We start from the raw sequence: 23,655 nt of genomic DNA on the forward strand, positions 1-23,655 counted from the left end.
CCCGCTAGTACTCCGCGCCGCGCTCCTGGTCCGGGTCCTCGTCCGGCTCCTGGTCCGGGTCCTCGTCCGACTCCTGATCCGGCCCCTCGTCCGGGTCCTGGACGTAGCGCAGTACGCCCCACATGCCGCGCTCATCGGCCTGTGGGGCGTACTCGCGACAGGCCTCCAGCTCCTTCTCCAGGGCCGGTACGTCGATGCCCGACCCGATGAGTACGAGCTGGGTCAGCCGGGGCTCACCCGGAGCCCACCGCTCCGGGTAGAAGCGCAGAAAACGCCCCACGGCGTGCACCTCGTACCGGTTCCGCGGGTCGGCGGCGCCGAAATCGACGTACCCCTTGATGCGGTAGAGCCCTTCATGCCTGCTGTCGAGCAGGGCCATCAAGGAACGCGGGCCCATGGGCACCTCGGAGGTGAAGGCGAGGCTTTCGTAGGCGGAGTGCAGGTGGTCCCGGTGACCACAGCCGTCTTCACAGGTCTCGGCTTCGGCTCCGGAGTGCGTGTCTTCGCGCAGGTCCTCGAACGAGAGCTGCCCGATCCGCTCCCCCACGGGCTTGCGGTCGAGGAGCAGCTCCACGTCCACACGCCCGTACGAGGCGGCCACCACGGCCGCACGGTCGGTGAAGCCCCGGACCACGCCCAGAAGCCGCTCACGCTCCTCGTCGGCCACCCGGTCCGCCTTGTTGACCACGACGAGATCGGCGATCCCCAGATGCCGCTCCACCTCGGGGTGCCGCTCCCGTGTGGCGTCGAACTCCGCGGCGTCGACGACCTCGACGAGCCCTCCGTACACGATGTGCGGGTTCTCGCTCGCGAGCAGCATCTTCACGAGTTCCTGCGGCTCGGCGAGCCCGCTCGCCTCGACGACGATGACATCGATCCCCGCGGAGGGCCGGGCGAGCCGCTCCAGGTACTCGTCGAGCTCGCTCGCGTCCACGGCACAGCACAGACAGCCGTTGCCGAGCGAGACGGTGGAGTCGCCGAGCTGCCCCGCGACCGACATCGCATCGATCTCGATCGATCCGAAGTCGTTGACGATCGCCCCGATCCGGCTGCCGCCGCTGCGGTGCAGCAGATGGTTGAGCAGGGTGGTCTTGCCGGAACCCAGGAATCCGGCGAGGACGACGACCGGGATCTGCTGCTTGTTCAACCGTGGACCCTTCGTACCGACGTTCTACGGGCCGCGGCGGACCCCGCACACGGAGTGCGGACCTCGGAAGATCCCGTACGCGGAATACGGGACGTCGCCGGAACCCGTATGAAGAATGAAGACCGCCCCAGGATAGGCGGGCGCGGACGGGCGCGAAGTGAACGATTGTTAGCGGCGCTCGCGGGGCACACATTGGGCACGGCGCCGGGATGTGCGACCACCACTTCCCTCTGTGCGCCTCCTCTCCGCCTCCCCGTCGATCAGAGCCGCTCGGCACCCTGGGAGACGGCAAGCGCACCGCCCACCGCTCGCCGGTCCGCTCCCTGTCGCCCCGCACCCGACGACCGGCGGACGGTCGCCTGAATCGGGGGTTGACATGACCACACAGAACTTTTGGGTACGGGGGGTGGGTTCGGCAGCCGTCGCCGGGCTCGCGTTCGCGACCGGAACGTTTGCATGGCACTGGGCAAAGGAGCGCAAGCAGGCCGCACGCGCGGTGGAACACAAGCGCCTCGCGTCCGAGCGAGAGATCGCCGCAGCCGACGCGGAGCGCAGAAACGCCGCACTCACCGAGCAGCACCGGCTGCACTTCGACCTGCTGTGCAAAGCCATGGAGGACGCGACGCTGGCCGCCGTCCTGGACACGTACGACGACGACGTCCCCCCTGAGAAACAGCGGCAATTCCTCTTCGCCAATGCCCTCTACATCAACGCGCTGCATGCGCATCGCATCGGCGCCATGACGCTGGGAGAGCTGCACGGACACCTTCGGGTGATGTGCCAGAACCCGCTCTTCCGGCACTACTGGGATGCCACGCGCCATCACCGCGCGAGCCTGGACCGGTCCTCGGACGAGGCCAAGCTGGGCCGGATGATGGATCGCCTGGACAGGGAATTGCAGGAGGCCGACACCGACGAGTGGTGGGTGGTGGGCGAACCTCCCGCCGAATAGGTCCAGTTGGATGACGGCGCACCCACCTCGGCGACATCAAGGGCTAACCTGGCTGCGCCCTTACTCCTCTACCGCCCAAGGACCGGGATCCCCTTGAACATCGTGCGCCGCATCGGCGCGTCTCCCCGCGAGCGGGGCAGCGCAACCGGCCAGACCTGTCCCGACATTTTCGAGCTCAGCGACGGCAGTTTCGCCGTCATCGGGACAGACAGGACCGAGGCGCTCGATGGCGAACTGCCGGCCGATGCTGCACGTGCCGCCTATGAACGCATCGTCGTCATCAGCCGGGACACTCTCATCCGAGCCAAGGTCGACATCCCCGAGACCTGAGCCGCGCCGAACTCGCCGTCGTGCCACACCCAGCATTCCGACGGCGACTCCTCATCGCACCTTGTGAGCACTCCTTCACAGTCAGTGCCATTTGTTCACCGTCATTCCCTGCCCGTCCGCAAGGAGTCGCAGAATGGCAGTTCGCCTCGGGCACAAGAACGCCATGGAACTCTTCACAAAACCCCGCATAGGCGTCGCCCCGAAGCAACGGGGCAGCTTCACAGGCCAGACATGTCCCGACATCTTCGATCTCGCCGACGGCGACTTCGCGGTGGTGGGGACCGATATGACCGACGCGCTCAGCGGCACTCTGCCGTCCGGGCCCGACATTCCGGACGAATAACGGCGATCGCCGACGGGTGGCTCCACGGCCCGGCCGCGCAGCCACCCTCACGGGTCCGGCCCCCCTCAGGGGCCGGACCCGTTTCCCGTGCTCGGCCCGGGAAAGAATTCCGCGGACCTGTCGCCAACCTGACGTTCAATCACTACGTACTGGCGTACAGCTGGGGCAGCTATTACGTACTCGCGTACAGCTGGGGCAGCCATACGGAAGCGGAATGGTCGTGCACGCCTCGAACCCGCGCAACAGCATCGCGTTCCGTCGCTACTGGAACGCGACACGGGCGCACAAGGCCGCGCTGCCGCCGGAGAGCCTGGAGGGGCGAGTGTTCCGGGCCTTCGAGCAGGCTGTGGCGGACCGGCAGCGCGGCACACCGCCAACCGGTTCCTAACGCTCAGCGGTCGGCGGCACCGGAGCAAGCTCTTCCGGGGTGGGCGGCACCGCAGCCGGCGGCACCGGCACGGGCGGCGTCTCCCCCACGTACCGCGCCGCCGGGCGGATGATCTTCGAGTCCCGCGCCTGTTCCAGGATGTTGGCGCTCCAGCCCACGACCCGCGCCGAAGCGAACGTCGGCGTGAACATCTCGCGCGGCAGCCCGCACAGCTCCATGACGACGCCCGCGTAGAACTCCACGTTCGTGTGCAGCTCCCGTCCCGGCTTCAGCTCCGCCAGGATCGCCTCGACCTGCCGCTCGACCTCGACCGCGAACTCCACCATGTCACCGCCGAATCGCCGCGCGATGTCCCGCAGCATGCGTGAACGCGGATCCTCCGTGCGGTAGACGGGGTGCCCGAAGCCCATGATGCGGTCGCCCGCGAGGACACGCTCACGGATCCAGCCGTCGATGCGGTCGCGGGTGCCGATCGCGTCCAGCGTGTCGAGGGCCCGGCTCGGCGCTCCGCCGTGCAGCGGCCCCGACAGCGCGCCGACGGCGCCCACCAGACAGGCCGCGACATCCGCTCCGGTCGAAGTGATGACCCGGGCCGTGAACGTTGACGCGTTGAACCCATGATCAATGGTTGAGATCAAGTACTGCTCGATGGCCCGGGCGCGGACGGCGTCCGGCTGTGAACCCGTGAGCATGTAGAGGTAGTTGGCGGCGTACGACAGGTCCTCGCGCGGCTCCACCGGTTCGAGCCCTTGGCCGAGCCGGTACAGCGCGGTGAGCAGGGTCGGCACGATGGCGGAGGCTGCCAGGGCGTCGGCGCGGCGCCGGTCGTCGTCGATGTCGTACACCGGGCGGAAGCCCTTCGACGCCCCGAAGAGGGACAGGGCGGTGCGCAGCCCGGAGAGCGGCCCCGACAGCGCACTCGCGCGGGCGATGGCGGGCAGCGCGTCACGGACCTCCTCGGGGAGATGGCGCAAGGGCGCGGTCCGCGCGGCGAAGGCGGCGCTCTGGGCGGCATCCGGCAAGCCGCCGTGGAACATCAGGTGCCATACGTCCTCGAAGCTGCGGTTCTGCGCGAGCTCGACGGCCGAGTACTGGCGGTAGTGGTAGAAGCCTTCGTATCCCCTCACGTCTCCGAGTTCGGTCTCGGTGACGACGACACCCGCGAGTCCTCGTGGGACCTCGACGGGCTCGGTGGGGGTGACGGCGGAGCCATTGATCGGCATGTTGTTCCTCGACTTCCTCCCTGGACTTGATTCGACTGTCCATGCTTGACTGAAGCTCTGTCAATATTGATTGAATCAATATGACATACAGTTGTCGGGATGCGGATACGGTGTCGCCCATGACGGATCAAGGAACCGGGCACGACGGTCGGCGGCGGCTGAGCACCAAAGAAGCCGCCGAGCTGCTCGGTGTGAAACCCGAGACCGTGTACGCGTATGTAAGCCGCGGCCAGCTCAGCAGCCGCCGCGGTCCAGGCGCACGGGGCAGCACGTTCGACGCCAAGGAGGTCGAGGCGCTGGCCCGCAGGAACAGGCGGAACCCCACGGCCTCGACCGCCGCCAACGAACTCTCCGTACGCACCCGCATCACACTCATCGACGACGACCGCTACTACTTCCGTGGCGTCGATGCCACCGAGCTCGCGCTGGCGCACTCCTACGAAGAGGTCGCGGAGTGGCTGTGGACGGGCGTCCTGCGCCCAGGCATCGGCTTCACCGCCCCGAGCGAGACCGTCTCCGCGGCCCGTCGCGCCGTCAACGCCCTGCCCGAGCACAGTGGGCCCACGGACCGGCTGCGCGTGGCGGCCATCTCCGCCGGTGCGGCCGACCCACTCCGCTTCGACCTCTCCGAAGAGGCGGTCATCGGCACCGCGCGCACGCTGATCCCCACGCTCGTCGCCGCGCTACCGCCGGTCCTGCCCAGCCACCGGGACGACGGCCCGCTGGCCCGGCGGCTGTGGGCGCGGCTGAGCGGCGTCAGGCCCGACGACGCCTCGCTGCACGCCCTGGACACGGCCCTCGCGCTGCTCGTGGACCACGATCTCGCCGCGTCGACACTCGCCGTGCGGGTCGCCGCCTCGGCGCGCGCCCACCCCTACGCGGCGGTGTCGGCCGGGCTCGGCGTCCTGGAGGGCCCGCTGCACGGCGCGGCCAGCGGTCTCGCCCACCGCATGCTCCTCGACGTGCTCGACCGGGGCAGCGCGACCCCCGTAGTGGCCGACGAACTGCGCGCGGGCCGCCGCGTCCCCGGGCTCGGCCACCGCCTCTACCCCGGCGAGGACCCGCGCGCGCAGGCACTGTTCGGCCTCCTGGAAGTGATGCCGAAGGCCGGCCCCGCCCTCGCCGCGGCCCGTGACGTGGTGGCCACCACGGCCCGCCACACGGACCTGCGCGCCAATGTCGACCTCGCCCTGGCCGTCCTGACCGCCTCGTCCGGGATGCCGGCCGAGGCGGGCGAGACGATCTTCGCGGTGGCCCGCACGGCGGGCTGGATCGCACATGCCCTGGAGGAGTACGACGAACGGCCGCTGCGCATGCGCCCCAGCGGCCAGTACGACGGAGTGCGCCCGCCCCAGCCGATGCCGACCCCTTCCTCGCCTTCCCCGGCGGGCTCCTCCTGAGAGGTGTGAATCGCTCGGGGAAACGGGCGGGTTAGGCTCACCTTCGTGAGTACGTGCGCGACCGCCTCGCGGGATCTGGACGAACCTCTCGCGGGGACCGCCGCCACCGCCAGGACGTGGCTCCTGCTGGAGCAGCCGGCCCCTGGGGCGCCAAGGCACTGACGTCCAGCCACCTCGACCCCGAGGTCGGCCGCGCCCTGGAGAGGGCCGCTGAAGGCACCGGCGTGCGCGTCGCGCTGATCCGCCGCCCCGGGCGCCACGCGGACCGTTACGCGCCGACGCGGCAGCGGGTGTACGTGGCGCACACCGTCCCCGGCCGCACCTGGCTGCGCACCGAGATGACGGACGATGCGCGCCGGCTGCTCGACCTCGACTTCCCGGCTCTCGGCGCGGGCGACCACGGCGGCTTCGGCACCCCGCACACGGGCGCCCCGCTCGCGCTCGTCTGCACCAACGGCAAGCGCGACCGCTGCTGCGCCCTGCTCGGCAGGCCACTCGCCGCCGAGCTCGCCGCCGCCGGTGAAGAGGGAACGTGGGAGATCACTCATCTGGGTGGCCACCGCTTCTCACCCACCCTGTTGGTGCTGCCGTACGGCTATGCGTACGGCCGGACCGGGACGCACTCCGTCAAGGAGATCCTCGAAGCCGTCCGTGCGGGCCGCGTGATCACTGAGAGCTGCCGGGGCAACTCCGCGTGGGAGCGCCCCGGGCAGGCCGCCGAGCTGGCGGTGCGCGCATCGACGGGCGAGGACACCGCGGGGACCCTGACCGTCGTCGGCACGGACGGCGCGGCCCGGCGCTGGGAGGTGACCGTGGAGCACACCGACGGCCGCCGGTGGCGGGTCACCGTGGCCCAGGGCGCCTCGCGACCGCCCCGCCCGGAGAGCTGCGGAGCGGCTCTCGGGTCCCCGGCGCGGATGGACGTGCTGGCGGTGCGCCCGGCACCGTAGGGCGCCGTGCGGGGGGATCGGGCCGGTCGGCGCTTGGAGCTGGTGCGTCCACATACGAGATCCGCGCCACACTGACTTCGGAGTAGGCCGCCACCGGCCGTACCGTTCGTACACATGAGCCCCACCTCCCCTGCGCGACGCCTCCGCCTCGGCCTGCCGCGGCGCGTGTTCTCGCAGGTGCTGCTGATGCAGCTGGCGATCGCCGCCGGGGTCGCGGTGCTCGCCACCGGGCTCTTCCTCGCGCCCCTCAGCGACCAACTCGACGACCAGGCGATGCGCCGCGCGCTCGCCATCGCCCAGACGACGGCCGCGCACCGGCAGATCGCAGAGGACCTGAAGTCCTCGCGGCCCACGAGCGACGGGCCCGTCCAGACGGAGGCCGACCGCATCCGCCGGGCCAGCGGCGCCGAGTACGTCGTGATCATGAACAAGGAAGGCGTGCGCTGGTCCCACACCGACCGCGCCCAGATCGGCAAGATCGTCTCGACCGACCCCAGCGACGCGCTCGCGGGCCGTGAGGTCATGGAGATCGACAACGGCACGCTGGGCCGCTCGGCGCGCGGCAAGGTGCCGCTGCGGGACGCGCATGGCGACATCGTGGGCGCCGTCTCCGTAGGCATCGAGTACGACAGCGTGCGGGCCCGCCTGATCCACTCCATCCCGGGGCTGCTCGCCTACGCGGGCGGGGCGCTCGCCGTCGGCGCGCTCGCCGCGTATCTGATCTCTCGCAGAGTGCAACGGCAGACCCGTGACCTGGCCTTCTCCGATATCTCCGCCCTGCTCGCAGAGCGCGAGGCGATGCTCCACGGCATCCGCGAAGGGGTCGTCGCCCTGGACCGCGGCGGCCGGATCAGGCTGCTCAACGACGAGGCGCAGCGCCTCCTCGGCCTCGGCACGGAGGCGCTCGGCCGGCCGCTCGACGAGGCGCTCGGCGCGGGACGTACGACCGACGTCCTCGCGGGACGCGTCACCGGCACCGACCTGCTGACCGTCCGCGGACAGCGCGTCCTGGTCGCCAACCGCATGCCGACCGACGACGGAGGCGCCGTCGCGACCCTGCGCGACCGCACCGAACTGGAGCAGCTCGGCCGCGAACTCGACTCCACCCGCGGCCTCATCGACGCCCTGCGCGCCCAGGACCACGAGCACGCCAACCGCATGCACACGCTCCTTGGTCTGATCGAACTGGAGATGTACGAGGAGGCCGCGGAGTTCGTCGGCGAGGTGGCCGGCGCCCACCGCGTGACCGCCGAGCAGATCACCGAGAAGATCCGCGATCCGCTGATCGCGGCCCTTCTCGTCGGCAAGGCGACGGTCGCCGCGGAGCGAGGGGTCGCGCTCTCCGTGCCACGCGACACCGCGCTGCCCGACCGCCTCGTCGATCCCGGCGGCCTCGTCACGATCGTCGGCAACCTCGTCGACAACGCCCTCGACGCCGCGGCGGGAACCCGCCACGCGCGCGTGGAGGTCGCCGTTCGCACCGAGGGACGCTCCGTGGTCCTGCGGGTGCGCGACACCGGCCCCGGGGTGCCCGCCGGGCAGCGGGAGACGATCTTCACGGAGGGCTGGACCACCAAGGAGCCGCCGGCCCACGGCAAACGCGGGATCGGCCTCGCCCTGGTCCGCAGACTCGCCGAGCGGCAAGGCGGCAGCGCACGGGCCGGTGAAGCACCCGAGGGAGGCGCGGAGTTCACCGTCACCCTGCCCGAAGCGCTCACGGAGCCCGGGCTCGCCGCCACGGAGGAATCAACATTGATCAAGGGCACGGAGGCGACGCCATGATCGAGGTCCTCGTCGTCGACGACGATGTCCGGGTCGCGGACGTCAACGCCGCCTATGTGGCGAAGATCCCCGGCTTCCGCGTGGTGGCGAAGGCGCACAGCGCCGCAGAGGCGCTGCGCCTCGTCGCGGCCGTCCCCGTCGACCTGGTGCTGCTGGATCACTATCTGCCGGACGAGACGGGCCTGTCGGTCGTACGTACGTTGCGCGAGCGCGGCCACCAGACCGACGTGATCATGGTGACCGCCGCGCGCGATGTCGCCACCGTGCAGGCGGCGATGCGGCACGGCGCGCTCCAGTACCTGGTCAAGCCGTTCTCCTACGCGGGTCTTCGCGCCAAGCTGGACGCGTACGCGACCTTGCGCCGCACGCTGGACGGTGGGGGCGAGGCCGAGCAGGCCGAGGTCGACCGGATCTTCGGCGCGCTCTCGGCGACCCCGGCACCCGAGCTGCCCAAGGGGCACTCCCCCACCACGGCGGAGCTGGTACGCCGGGCGCTGATGGCCGCGGAAGGCCCGCTCTCCGCCCAGGAGCTGGCCGACCACACGCGGCTGAGCCGACAGACCGCGCAGCGCTATCTGAAGCTCCTGGAGCGCACGGGCCGGGTCAGGCTCAGCCTCAAGTACGGCGACACGGGCCGCCCGGAACACCGTTACGAGTGGACGGCGAGCGTCTAGTCGGCCACTGGTCGGCCACTGGAGAACGCCCAGTGAATCGTTACGCCGCTCCGGCACCGGTCAGCGACCGCACTTCCGTCTCCGCATGCTTGGCCTCGTCCGCGGATTCGCGCGAGGTCACCGTGCCCAGCCAGCCCGCGAGGAACCCCAGCGGGATGGAGACGAGCCCCGGGTTCTCCAGTGGGAAGTACTGGAAGTCCGCCCCGGGGAAGAGCGAGTTGGGCCCTCCGGAGACCACCGGTGAGAGCACGACCAGCGCGAGCGCGGGCAGCAGCCCCCCGTACACCGACCACACCGCGCCACGCGTGGTGAAGTTCCGCCAGAACAGCGAGTACAGCAGCACCGGCAGGTTGGCGGACGCGGCGACCGCGAAGGCGAGGCCCACCAGGAACGCGACGTTGAGGTCGCGGGCCAGCAAGCCGAGCCCGATCGCGACCACACCGATCCCCACCGCGGCGACACGCGCCACCGCCACCTCACCGCGCGGCTTCGCGTTCCGCCGTCGCAAGGAGGCGTACAGGTCGTGGGCGACCGACGCCGAAGAGGCGAGCGTGATCCCGGCGACCACGGCGAGGATCGTGGCGAAGGCGACGGCGGCGACGACCGCGAACAGAACCGTTCCGCCTGTGGAGCCCGCGCCGCCGCCCAGGTCGAGCGCGAGCAGCGGAACCGCCGTGTTCCCCGCGGCGTTCGACCCGCGCACCGCCTCGGAGCCCACGATCGCGGCCGCGCCGAAGCCGAGCACGATCGTCATCAGATAGAAGCTGCCGATGAGACCGATGGCCCAGACGACCGACCGGCGCGCGGCCCGCGCGGTCGGCACGGTGTAGAAGCGGGACAGGATGTGCGGCAGCCCTGCCGTACCGAGCACAAGCGCCAGCCCGAGGCTGATGAAGTCCAGCCGCGCGGTCCAGTCCCCGCCGTATTTCAGGCCGGGCGCCAGGAACCGCTCACCCTCGCCGCTGCGGTCCGCTGCCGTGCGCAGCAGTTGATCGAAGTCCCCATGAAAGCGCACCAGGACAAGCACGGTCAGAACGATCGCGCCGGACATCAACAGGACGGCCTTCACGATCTGGATCCAGGTGGTGGCCCGCATCCCTCCCAACGACACATAGATCACCATGAGCGCGCCGACGCCGACCACCGTCCAGGACTGCGCCGCCCCGCTCGTCCCACCGAGCAGCAGCGCGACCAGTGAGCCCGCCCCCACCATCTGCGCCACCAGATAGAGAACGCAGACGGTCACCGAGGAAGTTCCCGCCGCGATCCGCACCGGCCGTTCCCTCATCCGCGAGGCGACGACATCGGCGAGCGTGAACCGTCCGCAGTTGCGCACCAGTTCGGCCACGAGGAACAGCACCACGAGCCATGCGACGAGGAAGCCGACCGAGTAGAGCAGCCCGTCGTACCCGAAGAGCGCGATCAGCCCGGAGATGCCGAGGAAGGAGGCGGCCGACATGTAGTCCCCGGCGATGGCAAAACCATTCTCCATCGGCGAGAAGAGCCGCCCGCCCGCGTAGAACTCCTCGGCCGAACCCTGTCTGTTACGGCTCACCCACGTCGTGATCGCGAGTGTGACGGCCACGAAGGCACCGAACAGCAGAAGAGCAAGGGTCTGATGATCACCGGTCACCGCTCGGCTCCCCGGTCCCGATCGCTACCCCGCTCCCGGTCTCTGTCCCGCTCTCGCTTCTGCTCGAACACGGACCACCGCAGATCAAGGGCCGCACGGTCCCTGCGCAACCGAGCGTGCCGGGCATACGCCCAGGTCAGCAAGAACGTCGTGAGGAACTGCCCGAGCCCCGCCAGCATCGCCACATTCACCGCTCCCGCGACGGGACGCGCCATCAGGCCCGGCGCCGCCGTCGCGGTCACGACGTACGCGACGTACCACGTGAAGAAGACGGCAACCGCCGGGAAGGCGAACCTCCGATACCGGCTCCGCACTTCCTGGAAAGCGTCGCCGCGCCGCACTTCCAGATAGATGTCGGCCGCGCTCGCGTCCCGCCGCTGTGCCCCGGCCCCGGGCGACACAACGGAGCCGGCGCCCCCGTGCCGTCCAGCTCTTCCCAGCCGGAGGTGAGCGAGTCGTACCAAGGATCCCTCAGATCACCGGCCCGATGCCGGGTCGGGCCAGCCCGGCCCGACCCGGCATCGGGCCCGTCGTACCTCTCCACCGAACCCCCCTTGTCCGCAGCCTGTTCGTCCGCGTGCCCAAGGATGGGCAGATCGTGAAGATCCCCGACTCTTCTCTCCCCGCGCTTCACCCCATCAGGTGAAGCCTTGGCCCGCTACGCGTCGATGCGGGACCGGTCCAGCGTCGCCGCGGAGCTCGTGATGAATTCCTTGCGCGGAGCGACGTCGTTGCCCATCAGCAAGTCGAAGACCTGCTCGGACGACTCCAGGTCCGAGATGTTGATCCGGCGCAGAGTCCGGAAGCGCGGGTCCATCGTGGTCTCGGCCAGCTGATCGGCGTCCATCTCGCCGAGACCCTTGTACCGCTGGATCGAGTCCTTGTAGCGCACGTTCTTGCGCTGCAGTTCGAGCAGGGTCTCCCGCAGCTCACGGTCCGAGTACGTGTAGACGTACTTGTCCTGGCCCTTCTTCGGCTGGCTGAGCTCGATGCGGTGCAGCGGCGGCACCGCCGCGAAAACGCGCCCCGCCTCGACCATGGGCCGCATGTAGCGCTGGAAGAGCGTCAGCAGCAGGATCCGGATGTGGGCGCCGTCGACGTCGGCGTCCACGAGCAGGATGATCTTTCCGTAGCGCGCCGCGTCGATGTCGAAGGTCCGGCCGGACCCCGCTCCTATGACCTGGATGATCGCGCCGCACTCGGCGTTCTTCAGCATGTCCGTCACGGACGCCTTCTGAACGTTGAGGATCTTGCCGCGGATCGGCAGCAGCGCCTGGAACTCGGAGTTCCGGGCGAGCTTGGCGGTGCCGAGCGCCGAGTCGCCCTCGACGATGAAGAGCTCGCTGCGCTCCACGTCGTCGCTGCGGCAGTCCGCGAGCTTCGCGGGCAGCGACGAGGACTCCAGGGCGGTCTTGCGACGCTGGGCGTCCTTGTGCTGGCGGGCCGCGATGCGCGTACGGGCCGCGGCGACGGCCTTGTCCATGACGGCACGGGCCTGGGCCTTCGCGTCCCGCTTCGTGGACGTCAGGAAGGCCTTGAGCTCCTTGGCGATGACGTTGGCGACGATGCGGTTGGCCGCGGAAGTGCCGAGCACCTCCTTGGTCTGGCCCTCGAACTGCGGCTCCGCGAGACGCACCGTGACGACCGCCGTGAGGCCTTCCAGGGCGTCGTCCTTGACGATGTCGTCCTCGGCGACGCGCAGCACCTTCTGGCTGCGCATCGCCTCGTTCATCGTCTTGGTGAGGGAGCGCTCGAAGCCGCTCACGTGGGTGCCGCCCTTGGGGGTGGCGATGATGTTGACGAAGGACCTGACGGTCGTGTCGTACCCGGTGCCCCAGCGCAGCGCCACGTCCACACCGAGTTCACGCGTGACCTCGGTGGGAGTCATCTGGCCGTGGTCGTCCAGGACCGGCACGGTCTCCTTGAAGGTGCCCTGCCCGGAGAACCGGAGGATGTCGCAGACCGCCTTGTCCCGGGCCAGGTACTCGCAGAACTCGCTGATGCCGCCGTCGAAGCGGAAGGATTCCTCGCCCTTCGTGCCACCCTCGCCGAGGCCGAATTCGTCGCGGACGACGAGGGTCAGGCCCGGCACGAGGAAGGCGGTCTGGCGGGCGCGCTGATGGAGGTGCTCCAGCGACAGCTTGGCGTCCTTGAGGAAGATCTGTCGGTCCGCCCAGTAGCGCACGCGCGTGCCGGTGCGGTTCTTGGGGACCTTCTTGACCTTGCTGAGCTTCACCGACGAGTCGAAGGGCGCATCGGGGCCCGCCTTGGCGAAGGCACCGGGAACACCGCGCCGGAAGCTGATCGCGTGCGTGTGGCCCGCCCGGTCCACCTCGACGTCGAGGCGCGCGGAGAGCGCGTTCACCACGGAGGCGCCCACGCCGTGCAGACCGCCGGAGGCGGCGTAGGAGCCACCGCCGAACTTGCCGCCCGCGTGAAGCTTGGTCATGACGACCTCGACTCCGGAAAGGCCGGTCTTGGGCTCGACATCCACGGGGATGCCGCGGCCGTTGTCCCGGACCTCCACGGAGGCGTCGTCGTGGAGGATGACCTCGATGTGGTCGCAGTACCCGCCCAGGGCCTCGTCGACGGAGTTGTCGATGATCTCCCAGAGGCAGTGCATGAGGCCGCGGCTGTCCGTCGACCCGATGTACATGCCCGGGCGCTTACGGACGGCCTCGAGCCCCTCCAGGACGAGCAGGTGCCGCGCGGTGTAGTTGGAACCGTCCCGATCTGCTCCTGTCAGCAACGCTGTGGACGGCACGGACGTCTCGGCGGTCACGCGGTTCGCTCCTCGCTGAATTTCAAGGGGAGTCCTTTGGGGTAAGGACGCGGCTTCGGTTGCCCGTCAGAGGGTACCGAGGCCTGGTAGAGCCGTTGTAACGCCACCCTCGTCACAACTCAGACTAGCCCACACTCGTATGCATGTTCGATCCCTCGATGGGGTGAAGCGCACGTCACGTTCCCTTCGAGGCATGAACCATTTAGGCTCCGGGCACGTCCTCATGAACAACCGGCAAGCCAGCCGGGAGGACACCGACCTGACAGACAGCGCGAAACCGTAAGACACGTAAGAGACGCAATACGGCACATTCGCCGCCAACCGGCAACGGACAACCTCCTCAAAAAGAAATTTTGAGGAAAAGCCGCGAGCGGGAACGTTTTCGGCCTGGTTGGATGTTGACCCTGGTACGACAGCTCGTCGAGCTAGAGAAGAGGCGACGTGACTACTGTTCTGACCCCCGCGAGCCCCCTGACGGCCGCTGATCGCTGCGACCGCTGCGGCGCCCAGGCATACCTGCGCGTCGTCCTGCTGAGCGGCGGCGAACTGCTCTTCTGCGCCCACCATGGCCGCAAGTTCGAGCCGGAACTCAAGAAGATCGCCGCTGAGATACAGGACGAGACGGAGCGCCTGACCGCCGTTCCGGAAAGCGTCACCGAAGAGGAACGCTGACACCTCGCATCCACGACGAGCCAGCTCCGGCGCACCAGGCCGGCGAACGGGCGGCCGTCCCTGCCAACAGGCAGGGACGGCCGCCCGCTCTCGTCACAAGAGGCCCCACACCCCTTCAGGGCCCTCCTGGACCGGCGGCTCCGCCGGTGACCTCGGCGGAACACTCTCTTCAGGCGCACCCCCGATCATCTTGGCCACGTCCGAGATCCGGGTGTAGACGCCTGGACTCCCAGGACGCCCACAGCCGCTCCCCCAGGACACAAGCCCGATGAGTCGTCCTTTCGCGACCAGCGGCCCGCCGCTGTCCCCCTGGCAGGCGTCCCGTCGGCCGTCCATCTCGCCGGCGCACAGCATGGTGGCGGCCTCGTACTTCCCGGCGGCACTGCCCGGGTACGCCTTTTCACACACGGTGTCGGGCAGCACCCGCACCCTGGCCGCGTGGAGCGTCCGGGCGTACTGGCCCGACCCCGTGGTGTCCCCCCAGCCGTAGACGGACGCATCCGTCCCCGCCTCGTATGCGGGGTTGCCGCTCCCCGCCATCGCAATCACGTACTTCTCCGGTAGCGGCTCGGACAGGGTCAGCGCCGCGACGTCCCCTGAGTTGGTTTGGCCGTCGTACTTCGGATTGACCCAGACGTCACGGACAGCGATCTCCCTGCCCTCCGACGTACGCAGGTCTCCGCGGCCGGCGATGACCTTCAGGTCCAGGACGCGGCTCAGGGGCACGCCCAGCGCTTCCTCACTCATGCAGTGGGCAGCCGTCAGGACCGTCGTACGCCCGACGACGACGGCGCCGCAGAACTGTCCCGAGCGGGTACCCCCGAACCGGTCACGGCTGGAGAGCGCCACCATCCATGGATTATCGGAAATCCGTACAGGGCTGCCCCCGATGACCACGCTGTCGGCGGCCGCGGGTGCCGGGGAAGCCAACGGCAGTGGGGCGGCGGCGGCCGCCAGAGCCAGTGCCCGTGTCCACGACCGGACGAAGGAACGACGCATGCGATCTCCTCACTCTGGGCTGCAAACGCGTACCCAGAGTCATCCAGCGGCGCATACCGCGCACCCGCGCGCGGAAGGCCCGAAGCCTCGTACCGAGACTTCGGGCCTTCCGGGAAACGCTCTGACGACTGAGGAGACCTAGTCGAGGTAGTCCCGCAGGACCTGCGAGCGCGACGGGTGGCGCAGCTTCGACATCGTCTTCGACTCGATCTGACGGATGCGCTCACGCGTCACTCCGTAGACCTTGCCGATCTCGTCGAGGGTCTTGGGCTGGCCGTCCGTGAGACCGAAGCGCATGGAGACCACGCCCGCCTCACGCTCGGACAGGGTGTCCAGGACCGAGTGCAGCTGCTCCTGGAGGAGCGTGAAGCTCACCGCGTCGGCCGGCACGACCGCTTCGGAGTCCTCGATGAGGTCACCGAACTCGCTGTCGCCGTCCTCACCCAGAGGGGTGTGGAGGGAGATCGGCTCACGGCCGTACTTCTGGACCTCGATGACCTTCTCGGGGGTCATGTCGAGTTCCTTGGCCAGCTCCTCCGGGGTGGGCTCGCGGCCCAGGTCCTGGAGCATCTGGCGCTGGACACGGGCCAGCTTGTTGATGACCTCGACCATGTGCACCGGGATACGGATGGTGCGGGCCTGGTCGGCCATGGCGCGGGTGATCGCCTGACGGATCCACCAGGTGGCGTACGTGGAGAACTTGTAGCCCTTGGTGTAGTCGAACTTCTCGACCGCGCGGATCAGACCGAGGTTGCCCTCCTGGATGAGGTCCAGGAAGAGCATGCCGCGGCCGGTGTAGCGCTTGGCCAGGGAGACCACCAGACGGAGGTTGGCCTCCAGGAGGTGGTTCTTGGCCCGGCGGCCGTCCTCGGCGATGATCTCCAGCTCGCGCTTGAGCTTCGGCGCGAGCTTGTCGGCGTTGGCCAGCTTGTCCTCGGCGAACAGGCCGGCCTCGATGCGCTTGGCGAGCTCGACCTCCTGCTCGGCGTTGAGGAGCGGGACCTTGCCGATCTGCTTCAGGTAGTCCTTGACGGGGTCGGCGGTGGCGCCGGCCGCGGCGACCTGCTGGGCCGGCGCGTCGTCCTCGTCCTCGTCGGAGAGCACGAAGCCCTGGGCGCCTTCCTCGGCCGGCTCGCCCTCGCCGGACTTGCCGGCGGCGGGTGTCTCCTCGGTGCCCTCTTCGTCCAGGAGCTCGTCGGCGTCCTTCTTGGAAGTGGACTTCTTGGCCGCGGCCTTCTTGGCGACGGTCTTCTTCGCGACGGCCTTCTTCGCCGTCGTCTTCTTGGCAGCGACCTTCTTCGCGGACGCGTCCTCGGCGGCGCCATCCGCGGTCGGCGCCTCAGTGGCGGCGGTGGCGGTGGGCTTCGCCGTAGCGGTCTTGGCCGCGACCGTCCTGGTCGCGGTGCGCTTGGCCGGGCTCTTCGCTGCGACGCTCTTGCGGGGGCGCTTCGGCTCCGCGGCACTGACCATCAGCGTCACACCCTCTTCCTCGAGGATCTGGTTGAGGCTGCGCAGAACGTTCTTCCACTGAGTGGCCGGAATCTGGTCAGCTTCGAAGGCACGACGCACGTCATCGCCGGCGATCTGCCCATCAGCCTTTCCCCGCTCGATGAGCGCCATGACAGAGACGGATTCGGCGATCTCCGGCGGGAGCGTACGGGATGTGCTGGCCGACACGAACAACCTCTCGGAACGTTGGAAAACGGCTTCCGGCCCCGTCCATTGTGGACCGGAGCCGACGACCGGCGGCTAGGGATTCGGGCCGACGGCGCGGGCGGGGGCCGGGGAGCTACACAGCGCCGCGAACGACTGCTGTATTCCCTCCTCGGCTATCACCTCTTAGGTCATCGCGCTGTTCCTTGGAGCGTTACGCCCAATCTACGTGGCCCGAGTCACACCCCGTAAGTACTCAAAAGCGTCCAGATGCGGCCAAAAGCGACCTATAGGCATGCACGAATGATCCCCCGTTGCCCCGCGATGCAACCCTCACGATCGCGTCGCCGGACCCCGCCGGGCCCCTGGGAGCCCGCGGAGATCCGGCGACGCCCGGTGCGGAGGCGGAGCCGTCGACGGCATGGGGACGACGAGGCGCCTGTCGCGAGGCGCGTGCACGGCGGGCGGCGGCGACGCGCGGGTCAGTGCTCGCGAGGGGCGGGCACGACGCGCTCCACCTCCGGGTGGACGGTGAGCAGCTGCCGCATGGCGGCCTCGGCGCCGGCCCCGTCGCCCGCCGCGAGGGCGTCGACCACGCGCGAGTGGTGCACGAGAGAGGCCTCGCTGGGTCGGTCACAGCCCGTAACCGGGCCTCCGGAGACCTGCAGGGCGGCGGAGACGATGCCGGAGAGGTGCTCCAGCATGCGGTTGCCGGCGACCTGGATGAGCAGCGAGTGGAACTCCGCGTCGGCGCGCGAGAACGTGATCGGGTCGCCCTGGGCCAGCGCGTGCCCCATGATCTCGACCATGTCGGCGAGACGCTGCTGCACCTCCTCGCGGCCGTGTCCGGCGGCGAGGCGGGCGGCGAGCGGCTCGATCATCCAGCGCAGCTCGCCGAGCTCGCGCCGCTGATCGTCGCGCTGCGGCCCGAAGGCACGCCACTCGATGATGTCCGGATCGAGTAGGTTCCAGTCGCTGACGGGACGCACGCGCGTGCCGACGTTGGGCCGGGCGCTGACGAGGCCCTTGGCCTCGAGCACACGCAGCGACTCACGGACGACGGTGCGGGAGACCTCGAAGCGCTGGCCGATCTCCTCGGGGACGAGCGGGCGGTCGGCGCCGAGATCGCCGGAGACGATCATCTGGCCGAGCTGCTGGACGAGTTGGCCGTGCAGCCCGCGGCCGCGGCTTCCGGACGCGCGCCGGCTCACACGCCCCAGGTCGTGGTCGGCGCCGTCCCACATGGGGGCGACGACACGGTCGCCGCCCCCGGGGGGCTCGGCGAAGGGGTATCGGTCGAGGTCGCCCGGGCCGGCGAGGCCGGAGTCGGCGGAGCGGGCGGTGGTCATCATGGTGTGCGCAAGGGTACTCACGGATCAGTTGTCGGCGTGGCTCCCAACTCCCTTGAGGTCTTTGGTGAAAAGCACACGAAAGGGTGATCGCTTACCTCGCCGCAATTGACGCCTTATCGGAAAGAAACGAGCGCCGTCCGGGGAGTTGCGCGCAGCCCCGAAACGGAAGACGACGGACGGTCGTCACCGGACTCCGCCACGCATCGCCGTGAGCACATATGCGCAGAGCAGAGCGGTCACCGACAACATCAGCGCGCCGCCCACGGGTTGCGCGACCATGCGGACTCCCCCTGCCACGTAACGCTCGGCCCCGAACGGCCACTGCATCAGCGCGAGATCCCGCAACCGCCCCGGAAGTCCGGCCGCCGACCGCACAGCAGGCCCCTCAACGGCCTTCTGTACGAGAGGTACGACGACGATCGGCACCGCCACGACCGCGGCCAGCCCGGCGGTCGTGGAGCGGAAGACACCGGCGGCCAGCACACCCGCCCAGGCACACCCCGTCACCAGGGCCGCCCAACCCCCGCTCAAGGAAAGCCAGTCGCCGGGAACTCTGGTGAGCTCTTCTCCGTATACAAGGTGAAGCAGCGCGGCGTCGGCACCCACCGCGAGCAGACCGAGCAGCAGAGCCGTGGCGGCGGCGACGAGCAGCTTGGCGACGAGGAGCCCCAAGCGGCGCGGGACGGTTCCCCGGTCCGCGGCGAGGGCGGGATGCCGGAATTCGTCCCCGAAGGCGAGGGCGCCGAGCAACCCCGCGCCAAGAGCGGCGGGCGGCAAGGGCAGCTCCTGGGGCCAGGCGGCGAGCAGGCGCGGCTGCGGCGTGTGCCCGGCCCGCGCCAGGAAGACGCAGATCAGAGCAGAGGTGGCGAGGACGGCGGCCAGGGTGAAATAGCCGGTCCCCACACCTGTCAGGCGACGTAGTTCGTACCGCAGGGGGCGGAGGGGGCTGCGGCTCGGGTGGACGGTGATGGGCGGCGGCAGGGAGGAAGCGGAAGTGCCATCGCCGCTCGTGAGCGGGACCGTGCCGTCTCCCCCTGGCGGAACGAGGTGGGCGAGGGACGCAGGAGCTTCGAAGGCTGCCTCCGGCGGCTGGGCTTCGGCGGGCTCGTCGGCGGGGACCTGAGCCTCGGACGCGATGCCCTGGGGCATCGACGGCTCCGGCCGTTTCAACGGCACCGAAGGACCTGAAGGCCCGGAGGGCTCCGGGGGTCCCCAAGGCCCCGCGTCGCCGACTTCGTCGGCGAGTTGATGGACGAGGATGCCGTGTCGAAAGGCGGTCTCCCCCACGTCGGCACAGTTACTGCCGTATACGGAGAGCCTGTTGCCGTCCTCCTTGACCACCTCGATGGAGCGCCGCCCCGCGCGGGCTTCCTTGGCGAGGAGCGCGCCGAGGCGGGCCGCGTGGGGGCTCAGGACGGCGACGCGGGGGCGGAGCCTGGTCCTCGCGAAGTCCGTGACCTCCTGGTCCGCGACGAGCCGCCCTGCCTCCAGCGTGACGACGCGATCGGCGGTCCGCGCCGCCTCCTTGGCATTGTCCGTCGTGAACAGAACCGTTCCGCCTTGGCTCGCGTGGGCACGCAGGAGTCCGTGCAGCCAGGCGCCCTCCCGAGGCGAGAGCCCGCCGGCCGGCCCGTCCAGGACAAGCGTGTGCGGGTCGGCGAGCAGCGCGCAGGCCAGCCCGAGGCGACGGTCCATGCCGCGCGAGAGGGTGCCGAGGCGCTGGTCCCGGAGGCTGACGAGGCCCACGGCCTCAAGGACGTCGTCGGCACGTCGGCCGGATACTCCGGCGGCCGCGCACAGCATGCGCAGGTGCCCACGGACCGAGCGCGCCGGGTGCCCTGGGACATCGCCCAGGAGCACGCCCACCTCACGCGAGGGGTGAGCGATGCGATGAAGGGGGCGGCCTCTGAAGTACGCGACTCCGCGACCCTGTTGGAGTTCGAGCATCAGCCGCAGCACCGTGGTCTTACCGGCGCCCTCGGCGCCGAGCAACGCCGTGACACGGCCGACTCGCGCCTCGAAGGACACGTCGTCGACGGCGGGCTGGAGCTCATCGCGGGGATTGCTGGTCAGTCCGATGGCCTGGATCATCGCTTCTCTCGCAGGATGTGCGACCGCTCGGCGGCCGGGGCCCGTCCGCCGGGTCGGGGGCGGACGAACCCCGCGGGTACTGCAGCAAGATAACGCGATATTTCCGGCTTTTCGGGCAGGAGGTGGGTCGCGGGTGTCCACCGAGCGACGCGGAACGCGGGAACCGCTGGGGCGGGGCGGGGCGGGGCAGTCGGCGGCCGAGGACGAGGGCGGGCGGTCAGACCTCGGGGCGCAGCATCGGCGGGTTGAGGAGCGTCGCCCCTCCCGCGCGGAAGAGCTGGGCGGGCCGGCCGCCCTGCCGAGTCGTCGTGCCACCCGTGGGCACGAGGAAGCCCGGGGTACCGGTCACCTTGCGATGGAAGTTGCGAGGGTCGAGGACGACACCCCAGACGGCCTCGTACACGCGACGCAGTTCGCCGACGGTGAACTCCGGCGGGCAGAAGGCCGTGGCCAGCGACGAGTACTCGATTTTGGACCGGGCGCGCTCCACGCCGTCCGCCAGGATCTGCCCGTGGTCGAAGGCCAGCGGCGCGGCCGGTTCGCTGTCACGGCCGAAGCCCGATTCGTTGAGCAGCGCCTCTACCGGCGCCCATCGCGCGCTGTGCGCGTCGCCGCCCGCCCGGGGCGCGGGCAGGTCGGGAGCGAGCGCGAGGTGGGCGACGCTGACCACCCGCATCCGCGGATCGCGCTTGGGATCGCCGTACGTGGCGAGCTGTTCCAGGTGCGCTCCGTTGGCCTGCGCCGGGGTGTCGGGGTCATGGGCGCACAGGCCCGTCTCCTCGACGAGTTCGCGCGCCGCTGCGGCCGAGAGATCCTCATCAGGGCGTACGAATCCTCCGGGGAGCGCCCAACGCCCCTGGAAGGGCTGCTCACCGCGCCGTACGGCCAGCGCGCAGAGCGCGTGACGGCGCACGGTCAGCACGACCAGGTCGACAGTGACGGCGAAGGGCGGGAAGGCCGACGGGTCGTAGGGGGACATGCCGCGATCATAGTCGTCTGCCTGACGATAAACAGCTTCTTCGCCCATGGCTTCCGGCCAGGTTCTCTCCCTTCGTCCACACCTCTCCGACCAGGTTCTTTCCTTGACCCGCAGCTCCGGGTCCGGTTGTCCCCGCTTCTCCGCACTCATGTCCCCGCCCCCACGCCGGATACCTCCTAAAGGCCCAACCGGGCCATCACACCCCCAACTGCAACCCATCGGCCGCCTCCTCGACCATGGCGAGGCCGAGTCGGCTCACCCGCACGGAGAACGGGGCACCCGCGACGCTCAGCGCGGTCAGCTCCAGTTCCCCCAGCGGTGCGCTGCGGACCGGTCTCAGCGTCACTGTCCGCGCCGGCGCGTCGGGGCGGATTCCGGCGAGCGCCGTGAGGACCTGCACCCCGGCGGCCGCGGCGGTCGCCGCCGGGCGGCAGGCAGCCGGGTGCGCCAGCGGAGCCCCGCCCTCCGTGCGCTGCTCCCCCGCGTACATCTCGGGCAGCCGATGGCCGAAGCGCTCGGCCGCCGACAGCAGGCCTCGCAACAGCGAACTCGCCTCCTTCTCGTACCCCGCCGCCGCAAGGCCCGTGACGGCGGCCGCCGTCTCCTGTACGCGGACCGTCCCGCCGCGATGCCCGAACGGGTTGTACGCGGCCTCTCTGGCCCCCAGGCTGCGCAGCCCCCAACCGGAGTCCATGGCGGGCCCGCCGAACAGCCTGGCGAGTTGTCCGGTCTGGACCTTGTCGAGCAGGCCCGGGGCGAGCGTCCCCGACCCGAGCAGGCCGGTGTCCAGGAGGTGGGCCGCTCCCCCGGTGAGGTGCCGCAAGGGGCGGCCGTCGCGCAGGCGAGCCGAGGCCGGGCGGCCACCTGTCCGGTCCTCCACCCAGAACTCCTCCCGAAACGTGGACCGCAGCCGCTGGGCCCACTGCCGCAGGTCCGCGGAGCCCTCGATGCCGTATGCGTCGAGCAGGTCGGCGCCGAGCAGCGCGGCCCGGTGCGCGTGAGCCTGGGTCTCACAGCGCGCCGGTCCATTCGGGTGCGCGTCCGTCAGGAATACGCCGTCGCCGACCGCGGTGCGCAGCCACCGCAGGCACCTCTCCGCCGCGGGCAGCAGTTCCTCCACTTCCTGTCCGGGAAGCCCCCAACGCCGCGCTTCGGCGAGGAGCACGGGGAAGAGCAGGGTCGCCTCGATGCCGGTGCAGCCGGGTGGCAGGTGCGGCCCCGCGTCCCTCAGCGGCCCCGGGATCATGCCGAACCGCGGTCCGGGCCCCGCCAGTTGGCTTCGAGCGAGGGCGCGCAACGTACCGGCGGCGAGCCGTGTGCCAAGCGGCAGCGCCATGCGGGCGGCGGCCAGCGCCTCGGCGGGCGCGAGTCCGCAGCGCCACGGCGCACCCGCGGCCGCGTACATGTCCGTGGGGTGTCCGGGGTCCCGCAGCAGCAACGCCTGCAGATCCTCGATGGACCGGTCGAGCAGCGGCTGGACCCTGGGGTCGTCGCCCACGGCTCGAGCTGTGGTGACGGAACGCATCGCGCCGTGCCCCGCCGCGCGGATCGGCCCGGCGCCATCGGGCCTCACCCGCAGCTCCACGCTCCGGGAGGCGCCCGGCGGCAGGTCCACCTCCCAGCGCAACAGCCCCGCCGAGGCCAGGGCGTCCGCGGGCGCCGGGTCAGCCGTGACCGCGCAGTGGGCCGTGGCGGACGACCACCGCATGCCGGAGGCGTGCACGCTCGCGGGCAGTTCGGGCCCGGCTCTGCCGGAGGCGACGAGTCCCACCTCGGCAAGGTCCGTGCCGAGCGCGACCTCGACGGGCAGCCGCAGGTGGCGCCCGGCCGCGCTGTGCAACGTGATCCGTTCCGTACCGTCCGCGTAGCGGATCCGCTCGACGACGACTTCCGGGTCGGGGCCGGCGTCGGTCGGCAGGCGCAGTGTCGCCACGAAGCGGGCGCTGTCCGCGGAGACCATGCGGGCCTGCACCGCGACGGGCTCGCGCCCTGCTACGCGCACCTGGCAGCGCGACAGGATCCGGCGTCCCTCGCGGTAGAACCCCTCCAGCCCACGGCCGGTCAACTGCCCCTGGTCGGTCGAGACGGCGAAGGCAGGCAGGGCGACGCAGATCAAGGTCGCGTGCGCGGGCGGGAGCTCGGCAGGGCGGCGCAACGCCTGCGCCGGTAGACCGGACGGACGCGGTGCGCCGGGCCGGAGCGCGGGGGTCGGCGCGGGCCGGCGAGGCCCCTCTCTGTCGGACGCGGAAGACGGAGCGGAAAGGGACATGGGGCGGCTTCTTCGGCGTTGTCTGCGCTACGGAAG

General features: G+C 70.4%; 18 protein-coding genes and 2 pseudogenes. 9 read left to right on the forward strand and 11 right to left on the reverse strand.

Going from position 1 to position 23,655, the window contains the following annotated elements; translation table 11 throughout:
• Positions 1-4 precede the first annotated feature (4 nt).
• Complete coding sequence (locus ACWDZ7_RS20190) at positions 5-1,147, reverse strand: CobW family GTP-binding protein (RefSeq protein ID WP_451798593.1); 1,143 nt, start codon at positions 1,145-1,147, stop codon at positions 5-7.
• A gap of 376 nt (positions 1,148-1,523) precedes the next feature.
• Here ACWDZ7_RS20190 and ACWDZ7_RS20195 point away from each other — a divergent pair, with 376 nt between their 5' ends.
• The 4 genes from ACWDZ7_RS20195 (at position 1,524) to ACWDZ7_RS20210 (ending at position 3,160) form a co-directional block, all read left to right on the forward strand.
• Entirely contained in the window at positions 1,524-2,099 is a 576-nt protein-coding gene (locus ACWDZ7_RS20195; RefSeq protein ID WP_451798594.1) for a DUF6082 family protein, read from the forward strand.
• 93 nt (positions 2,100-2,192) lie between these two features.
• Positions 2,193-2,429, forward strand: coding sequence for a hypothetical protein (locus tag ACWDZ7_RS20200; protein WP_451798595.1), 237 nt, complete (start codon positions 2,193-2,195; stop codon positions 2,427-2,429).
• 133 nt (positions 2,430-2,562) lie between these two features.
• Positions 2,563-2,772: a hypothetical protein gene (locus tag ACWDZ7_RS20205; RefSeq protein ID WP_451798597.1), complete on the forward strand. Its 210-nt coding sequence runs from the start codon at positions 2,563-2,565 to the stop codon at positions 2,770-2,772.
• Positions 2,773-2,992: 220 nt separating this feature from the next.
• Positions 2,993-3,160, forward strand: coding sequence for a hypothetical protein (locus tag ACWDZ7_RS20210; protein ID WP_451798599.1), 168 nt, complete (start codon positions 2,993-2,995; stop codon positions 3,158-3,160).
• Here the strand turns inward: ACWDZ7_RS20210 and ACWDZ7_RS20215 are convergent.
• On the reverse strand, positions 3,157-4,383 hold the full coding sequence (locus ACWDZ7_RS20215; protein WP_451798601.1) for a citrate synthase/methylcitrate synthase: 1,227 nt from the start codon (positions 4,381-4,383) through the stop codon (positions 3,157-3,159). The genes ACWDZ7_RS20210 and ACWDZ7_RS20215 overlap by 4 nt on opposite strands.
• 119 nt (positions 4,384-4,502) lie before the next feature.
• On the opposite strand from ACWDZ7_RS20215, the gene ACWDZ7_RS20220 reads away from it, so the two are divergent.
• From ACWDZ7_RS20220 to ACWDZ7_RS20235, 4 genes and pseudogenes are all read left to right on the forward strand, one after another.
• Positions 4,503-5,783, forward strand: a complete 1,281-nt coding sequence (locus ACWDZ7_RS20220) for a citrate synthase family protein (protein WP_451798602.1) — start codon at positions 4,503-4,505, stop codon at positions 5,781-5,783.
• A 45-nt stretch (positions 5,784-5,828) separates the two neighbouring features.
• A pseudogene (locus ACWDZ7_RS20225) lies at positions 5,829-6,733 on the forward strand (sucrase ferredoxin).
• 114 nt (positions 6,734-6,847) lie between these two features.
• Entirely contained in the window at positions 6,848-8,515 is a 1,668-nt protein-coding gene (locus tag ACWDZ7_RS20230) for a sensor histidine kinase (protein WP_451798604.1), read from the forward strand.
• Complete coding sequence (locus ACWDZ7_RS20235; RefSeq protein WP_451798605.1) at positions 8,512-9,189, forward strand: response regulator; 678 nt, start codon at positions 8,512-8,514, stop codon at positions 9,187-9,189. Before ACWDZ7_RS20230 ends, ACWDZ7_RS20235 begins: the two co-directional genes overlap by 4 nt.
• A 40-nt stretch (positions 9,190-9,229) precedes the next feature.
• Here the strand turns inward: ACWDZ7_RS20235 and ACWDZ7_RS20240 are convergent, their stop codons facing one another.
• The 3 genes and pseudogenes from ACWDZ7_RS20240 to ACWDZ7_RS20250 all read right to left on the reverse strand — a co-directional run bounded on the left by ACWDZ7_RS20240 (position 9,230) and on the right by ACWDZ7_RS20250 (position 13,604).
• Entirely contained in the window at positions 9,230-10,822 is a 1,593-nt protein-coding gene (locus ACWDZ7_RS20240) for a solute symporter family protein (RefSeq protein WP_451798607.1), read from the reverse strand.
• A pseudogene (locus ACWDZ7_RS20245) lies at positions 10,819-11,366 on the reverse strand (DUF485 domain-containing protein). The gene ACWDZ7_RS20240 and the pseudogene ACWDZ7_RS20245 overlap by 4 nt, the downstream one beginning before the upstream one ends.
• 114 nt (positions 11,367-11,480) lie before the next feature.
• On the reverse strand, positions 11,481-13,604 hold the full coding sequence (locus ACWDZ7_RS20250) for a DNA gyrase/topoisomerase IV subunit B (RefSeq protein ID WP_451798608.1): 2,124 nt from the start codon (positions 13,602-13,604) through the stop codon (positions 11,481-11,483).
• A 441-nt stretch (positions 13,605-14,045) separates the two neighbouring features.
• Between ACWDZ7_RS20250 and ACWDZ7_RS20255 the strand changes: the two genes are divergently transcribed.
• Positions 14,046-14,276, forward strand: coding sequence for a DUF7455 domain-containing protein (locus ACWDZ7_RS20255; RefSeq protein WP_150186615.1), 231 nt, complete (start codon positions 14,046-14,048; stop codon positions 14,274-14,276).
• Between the two features lie 93 nt (positions 14,277-14,369).
• Here ACWDZ7_RS20255 and ACWDZ7_RS20260 read toward each other — a convergent pair whose 3' ends face one another.
• The 6 genes from ACWDZ7_RS20260 to ACWDZ7_RS20285 form a co-directional block, all read right to left on the reverse strand.
• Positions 14,370-15,275, reverse strand: a complete 906-nt coding sequence (locus tag ACWDZ7_RS20260) for a S1 family peptidase (RefSeq protein ID WP_451798610.1) — start codon at positions 15,273-15,275, stop codon at positions 14,370-14,372.
• A gap of 138 nt (positions 15,276-15,413) precedes the next feature.
• Positions 15,414-16,958, reverse strand: coding sequence for an RNA polymerase sigma factor (locus ACWDZ7_RS20265; RefSeq protein ID WP_451798611.1), 1,545 nt, complete (start codon positions 16,956-16,958; stop codon positions 15,414-15,416).
• Positions 16,959-17,410: 452 nt separating this feature from the next.
• Entirely contained in the window at positions 17,411-18,301 is an 891-nt protein-coding gene (locus tag ACWDZ7_RS20270) for a FadR/GntR family transcriptional regulator (RefSeq protein ID WP_451798613.1), read from the reverse strand.
• 162 nt (positions 18,302-18,463) lie between these two features.
• Positions 18,464-20,371 carry an ABC transporter ATP-binding protein gene (locus ACWDZ7_RS20275; protein WP_451798615.1) on the reverse strand — a complete coding sequence of 636 codons (1,908 nt, stop codon included), beginning with the start codon at positions 20,369-20,371 and terminating at the stop codon, positions 18,464-18,466.
• Between the two features lie 217 nt (positions 20,372-20,588).
• Entirely contained in the window at positions 20,589-21,350 is a 762-nt protein-coding gene (locus ACWDZ7_RS20280; RefSeq protein ID WP_451798616.1) for an NUDIX hydrolase, read from the reverse strand.
• 196 nt (positions 21,351-21,546) lie between these two features.
• Entirely contained in the window at positions 21,547-23,505 is a 1,959-nt protein-coding gene (locus ACWDZ7_RS20285; RefSeq protein ID WP_451798618.1) for a glycogen debranching N-terminal domain-containing protein, read from the reverse strand.
• Between the last annotated feature and the right edge of the window lie 150 nt (positions 23,506-23,655).

Source organism: Streptomyces sp. NPDC003032 (genome assembly GCF_053591415.1).